This is a genomic window from Aeromicrobium sp. (assembly GCF_049586495.1).
In the GTDB taxonomy this organism is placed as follows: domain Bacteria; phylum Actinomycetota; class Actinomycetes; order Propionibacteriales; family Nocardioidaceae; genus Aeromicrobium.
This window is the reverse complement of sequence record NZ_JBAVCB010000159.1, coordinates 1-6,062: the sequence shown is the minus strand read 5'-3', so window position 1 is coordinate 6,062 and position 6,062 is coordinate 1. Positions and strand designations below refer to the sequence as shown.

At 68.0% G+C, this 6,062-nt stretch carries 6 protein-coding genes; 3 read left to right on the top strand and 3 right to left on the bottom strand.

Annotation, left to right across the window (positions count from 1 at the left end):
• Positions 1–117 precede the first annotated feature (117 nt).
• Positions 118–1,065, top strand: coding sequence for a PLP-dependent cysteine synthase family protein (locus tag WB508_RS08510; protein WP_423844455.1), 948 nt, complete (start codon positions 118–120; stop codon positions 1,063–1,065).
• On the opposite strand, the gene WB508_RS08505 is transcribed toward WB508_RS08510, so the two are convergent.
• Genes WB508_RS08505 through WB508_RS08495 form a run of 3 tightly spaced genes read right to left on the bottom strand, consistent with a single transcriptional unit; the run spans position 1,066 to position 3,335 of the window.
• Positions 1,066–2,370, bottom strand: a complete 1,305-nt coding sequence (locus WB508_RS08505; RefSeq protein WP_423844454.1) for a PH domain-containing protein — start codon at positions 2,368–2,370, stop codon at positions 1,066–1,068.
• The gene (locus WB508_RS08500; RefSeq protein WP_423844453.1) at positions 2,363–2,875 is read right to left on the bottom strand and encodes a PH domain-containing protein; all 513 of its coding nucleotides are present in this window, start codon (positions 2,873–2,875) and stop codon (positions 2,363–2,365) included. Before WB508_RS08500 ends, WB508_RS08505 begins: the two co-directional genes overlap by 8 nt.
• Positions 2,876–2,909: 34 nt before the next feature.
• The gene (locus WB508_RS08495) at positions 2,910–3,335 is read right to left on the bottom strand and encodes a Crp/Fnr family transcriptional regulator (protein ID WP_423844452.1); all 426 of its coding nucleotides are present in this window, start codon (positions 3,333–3,335) and stop codon (positions 2,910–2,912) included.
• Between the two features lie 272 nt (positions 3,336–3,607).
• Here WB508_RS08495 and WB508_RS08490 point away from each other — a divergent pair, with 272 nt between their 5' ends.
• Complete coding sequence (locus WB508_RS08490; protein WP_423844451.1) at positions 3,608–3,808, top strand: hypothetical protein; 201 nt, start codon at positions 3,608–3,610, stop codon at positions 3,806–3,808.
• Between the two features lie 129 nt (positions 3,809–3,937).
• On the top strand, positions 3,938–6,062 hold a 2,125-nt coding region (locus WB508_RS08485; protein ID WP_423844450.1), incomplete at its 3' end, for a chromosome segregation SMC family protein.

The window sequence follows — 6,062 nt, the reverse complement described above, 5'->3', positions numbered from 1 at the left end:
GCACCAGCGGCGGGTGACACGGGCACGCGTCGAGCCCACCGGCCGGCGCCGTGGACCCGTTCAACTGGCCACCGCCAACGGCTTCTCACATGGAGCCCGGAGGTGTCTACTGAACTGATGGAACCCTTTCAGTGGAGTCGGCCTCCCGGGGTGTTGGCCGCCATCGGTGGTACTCCCATGGTGGAGCTTCGCCGTGTCGTGCCCGACGCTGGAGCGCGAATCCTCCTCAAGTGGGAGCCCTCGAATCCCACCGGGTCGATGAAGGACCGCATGGCGATCGAGGTGATTCGGTCCGCTGCCGCAGACGGCCGGCTTCCTCCCGGCAGCACCGTCGTCGAGTACACGGCCGGCACGACGGGTGTCTCGCTCGCCCTGGTGTGTGCGGCGCTCGGCTTTCGGCTGCACGTCGTCTTCTCGGATGCCTTCAGCGTCGAGAAGCGCAAGACCATGCTCGCTCTCGGTGCAGAGATCACGGACGAACCGAGCGACGGCGGTCGCATCACCGAAGACCTCATCAAGCGGATGATCGCCACGTCCGAGGAGATCAGCGCGCGGCCCGGGCACTGGTGGTCTGACCAGCTGAACAATCGTGACGCAGTACGTGGCTACCTTTCACTGGGCAGGGAGATCTGGACCCAGGCTGGCGGGCGAGTGGACGCCTTCGTCCACGCCGTGGGTACCGCCCACTCGATCCACGGTGTCCCCGAGGGCTTTGGCCACGACGCCGCTGCGGCAGTCCGTGTGGTGGCGGTCGAGCCCGCCGAGTCGGCGGTCTTGTCTGGCGATCCCACCGGCGCTCACCGCATCGAGGGGATCGGCATCGGTTTCATCCCGCCGCTGTGGCAGCCGGAGCTGGTGGACTCGATCGAGCAGGTCGGCAGTGACGACGCACAGCAGATGGCCCGTCGCCTGGCGGCGGAAGAAGGGATCTTCGCCGGTACGTCGACGGGAGCGAACGTGATCGCAGCCCTCAGAGTCGCAGCGACGCTTCCATCCGACGCCCATGTCGTGACCATCGCCGTCGACTCCGGCCTTCGCTATCTCAGCACGGCGCCGTACGCCTGATCAGATCCGATCAAGCTGCTGCTCCCACATCGCCCGGGCCGCCGCAGCGTCGAGGTGCGAGGCGTCGGCATCGACCGGTCCGGGAGGGGAGTGGACCTCGACCGTGGCGACCCCGCGGCGCCGCTGCAGCGGACCCTGGCGCAGCTCGACCGACTGGGTCTTGTGGTGGGGGACCAAGCTGGTGGTGCGCTCGATCCAGCCCTCGGAAGCGATGAAGGCAGCCCGGTCGGCGCCAGCCCAGCGGTACCGCCAGCCAATCGGTGCGAAGATCCAGGAACGTGATGGTGCAGCGGTGCGCACCTCCGGCTCGATCAGGGTGCCGGGGATCAGCTCGGCGATGATGGCCGCAGCCAGCAGCGGATCAGTGATGGGCAGCAGGGTCGACACCGATGACGAGCCGTCGTCGTCGGAATGGCCCGCATACCCGGCGACGTCGACCTCGAGCCGCTGCCAGCCGAATCGACGCCACACGACCGGCTCCTTGATCGCGATGCCCTGCACGCGGTCGAACGGGATGGTCTGCGACGTGCGGGACAACAACCCTCGTTCGATGCGCAGGCCGCGTTCGCCGCGGGACAGTTGGAAGTCCCACTGCTCGATCACTCGCTTGGTGAGGATCTGCAGAATCGTCGAGCCGAAGGGGAGCAGACCGCCGAGGGCCACGAGGAACTGATCGAACCAGATTGCTGCCGCGACGGCGGCGATCAGGCCCACTACCGCGAACGCGAGATCCAATGACAGCAGAGTGCCGATGATGATGCGCTGTGGCGGGACGCGCGTGATCAGCGACCGCTGCTCATCGCCGTGCGCCGACTCCTCCAGGTCCTGGCCGTGTGTTCGGGCCAGCAGCACGCTGCGCAGCTCCCTGACGTCGGCCAGCTCGAGGAAGCGCAGTGTCGTGCGTGAGTTGCTGCCACCAGCCATCTCGATGCGCAGCTCGGCCAGGCCGAACAGCCGCGCGACCAGCGGTTCGGCGATGTCGACGGACTGGATGCGCTCGTACGGGATGCGACGGGAGGACTTGGTGAGCACGCCGCTCGTGATGCGCAGCTCGGTGCCGTCGATGATGTAGCGCGTGAAGTACCAGGTCAGGTAGCCGAACCCGAGACCGAACACGAGGCCACCGACGATCGCGATCCCGGTGCTGATCAACAGACCCATGTCGCCCCAGCCGCCACCGGACACGGTGGAACCGATCAGTGCGACAGCGCCGCCGATCGACCACAGCGCGCCCTGCACCAGGGCGGTGAGCGGGTGCGTGCGCAGCCCGACTGCCTCGGTCGGGGTGATGTTGGGTTCAGACACCAGCGCCCCTGGACTCGCCGAGCTCGGTCAGCCGGTTGCGCAGCCGGGTCCCCTCGGCCGCTGGCAGACCGGGAATGTTCGAGGCGGTCTCGGCGCTGGCGGTGTGCAAGGTGACGGTGGCGACACCGAAGGATCGCTGGAGGGGGCCGGCCTGCACGTCGACGAACTGCATGCGCCCGTACGGCACAGCCACGAGCCGCTTGAACATCACGCCCGACGTGACCAGCAGGTCCTCCTCGTTCTCGGCGTAACCCCACGCGCGTTGGCTGCGGCCCGCCCACACGTACGAGACGATCGCGCCGACGACAGAAGAAGCGGCCACCAGCCACGGGATCCACGACAGCTGCGGCACCACGAGCGCGAGTCCCACGGCAACGACCCCCATGATCACCGCGGGAACCGTCAGCGTGATGCGGTGCATCGTCGCCAGAGCCGGGGAGACCCGTGTCCATGCGCCGGTCGGCGAGCTGAACAGGTCGCTGGCGGGCGTCGTCGGCTGGTCCATGAGGTCAGCCTAGGAGGTGGACGAACGCCCGTGATCAGCCCAACGGTCGATGGGTCGCATCGTGCAGGCGGCGGGCGAGCTCGGCGGCGATCCCGCGCAACACGTCGGGATGCTTGGAGATGAGCGCGTCGAACTCGCGGGGTCCGACCACCAGCAGCTGCATGTCGGACTTCGCGGTCACGGTGGCGCTGCGCTTGAGACTGTGGTCCAACAGCGACATCTCGCCGATGGAGGTGCCCACTCCGACCGTGTTGATGATGGTGCCATCCACGGTGACGTCGGCCTCGCCCTCGACGACCACGAAGGCCTCCTGGCCCGTGCTGTCGGCGGTGATCAACGCGCGCCCGGCAGGCACTGCCACCTGATCGACAAGCGAAGCGATGTGCTTGAGCTCCTTGGTCGAGCAGCGGGCGAACAGCGAGACCTGCGAGAGCAGGTCCACTTTCTGGTCACGTGACATGGCGGGCCTTCCTGAGAATGATGTGACAAGGAGCCGGAGCTTCGGTGAGGCCGAACCTACTCCGATCCGACGTCCGGGTCACGCGTCATGAGCGCAAGAACTCATCTGGGCCCCGTGGTGTCCGGTGCTCGCGGCTCGGCGTGGGGCTCGACAGGTTCCCCTGGAAGTCATTTGACCCTCCGAGGCGGCGGTGGGACAATGACAGACGCAGACGTCGATTTCTGCACTTCCCCACAGCCTGTGTTTCACCGTCCAATTGCTGGAGATCTGTCATGGCCAAAGCACTCATCGGCTTCGTCGGCGGACCCACCTCAGACCAGCTGCGCGAGACCGCGCGTATGCATCGCCGCATCGCTGATCTCGAGGCCGAGGTTCTGCGGCTCAAGATCGAGAACGACGGCCTGCTCGCCGCCGTGCGTGAGCACATCGAACCCGTGACCGCGGGCGACCTGCTCGAACCTGCTGCACACTGATCTGCGCGGCATCCGCCGCGCCGCGCGTCGCGTGCCGCACAGGTCCCTCTGACCCCCCGGGCGACGCACTAGGGTGACTCTCAGGCATCAGCCCTGCCGGAACGAGTGCAGCCTGTACGGAGGATTCCCGTGTACCTGAAGAGCCTCACGCTTCGTGGGTTCAAGTCGTTCGCCTCGGCGACGACTCTTCAGTTCGAGCCGGGCATCACCTGCGTCGTGGGTCCCAACGGATCAGGCAAGTCCAATGTGGTCGACGCGCTCAGCTGGGTCATGGGCGAGCAGGGAGCCAAGTCGCTGCGCGGCGGCAAGATGGAGGACGTCATCTTCGCCGGCACGGCCGGCCGCCCGCCACTTGGTCGCGCCGAGGTCGTCCTCACGATCGACAACTCCGACGGCGCGCTGCCGATCGAGTACGCCGAGGTCACGATCTCGCGCACGATGTTCCGCAACGGAGGGTCCGAGTACGCCATCAATGGCGCGACGTGCCGGCTGATCGATGTGCAGGAACTGCTCAGCGACTCCGGCATCGGCCGCGAGATGCACGTCGTCGTCGGCCAGGGGCAGCTCGACAGCGTTCTGCGGGCCACGCCCGAGGAGCGGCGCGGATTCATCGAGGAAGCAGCGGGCGTCCTCAAGCATCGCAAGCGCAAGGAGAAGGCGCTCCGCAAGCTTGACTCGACGCAGGGCAATCTGACCCGACTCAACGATGTGCTCACCGAGCTGCGCCGCCAGCTCAAACCGCTAGGCCGTCAGGCCGAGGTGGCTCGGCGCGCGGCGGGCATCCAGGCAGCAGTGCGCGATGCGCGCGCCCGATTGCTCGCCGATGACGTCGTGCGCGCCCAGACAGTCATCGCCGAGGAGCTCGCTGACGAGACGGCTCTCAAGGAGCGCCGTCACCACGTGGGGCAGGCGGTCGCCGACGCGCGCCTGCGCGAAACGGAGCTGGAGGATCAGCTGCGCGAGGACTCGCCACGCCTATCCGCCGCCCAGGAGACCTGGTACAGCCTCTCGGGTCTGCGGGAGCGCTTCCGCGGTACCGCAGGGCTGGCCACCGAACGCATCCGGCTGGCCGCCGTCGAGTCTGACGACCACACCACGGGCCGCGATCCCGAAGAGCTCGAGGCCGATGCGCGTCGTGCTCGCGAACAGCTCGTCGAGCTCGGGGCGGGCGTGTCGACAGCCACGGCGGCTCTGCAGACCGTCATCGGCGAGCGCACCGAGGCCGAAGCGGCCTACGCCGAGGAAGAGCGCAAGCTCGCCGGACTGCTGCGCGCGGCCGCGGACAAACGCGAAGGTCTGGCCCGACTCCACGGCCAGGTGAACGCGCTGCGCAGTCGAGCCACGGCTGCCGAGCAGGAGATCGGCCGACTGACGACTGCCAAGGCGGAGGTCGAGCACCGTGCCGCATCGGCGCAGCGTGAGTTCACTGGACTCGAGAACCAGATCGCTGGCCTCGATGTCGGAGAGTCGGGGCTCGATGCGGAGCTTGAAACGGCTGAGGCGGATCTGGAGCGACTGACTGTGGAGCTGAGTGCGCTGTCGGCGCAGGAGCAGGACGCCAAGCGCGCCCAGGCTGCCTTGCAGGCGCGACGAGAAGCACTCGAGCTCGGTCTGGAGCGCAAGGACGGAGTGGGTGCGCTGCTGGCCGCCACCGGCGAGATCAGTGGCCTCCTCGGGTCGGTTGCAGCACTGTTGTCGGTTCGCGACGGCTACGAGTCGGCGATCGCCTCTGCGCTGGGCAGCGCATCGGACGCCGTCGCAGTCGATCAGGTCTCCACTGCGGTCACGGCGCTGGAGAAGCTCAAGTCCGAAGACCTCGGCCGCGCCGGCATGCTGCTCGGTGGCGGCGACGTCGACGACTCCACCTGGCCTGGTCTGCCCGACTACGCCACGTACGCGATCGACGTCGTCGAGGCCCCCGTCGCGCTGCAGGGCGCGCTGCGCCGGCTGCTGTTCAAGGTTGCCGTCGTCGATGACCTCGACCGCGCGCGCGATCTGGTCGATCACGCCCCGGACGTCACGGCAGCGACCCGCGACGGCGACCTGCTGGGCAAGCACTTTGCCTCCGGTGGCTCGTCCGACTCGCAGAGCCTGATCGAGGTCCAGGCCGCGATCGGCCAGACCGAGCAGGATCTCACCGCCGCCCAGCACACGTTGGACCGGTTGCGCTTCGAGGCCGAGTCGCGCAGCACTGCTCGCGACTCGGCCCAGCGCCTGGTCGACGACGCGCTGGCCAAGCTGCACGAGTCCGACG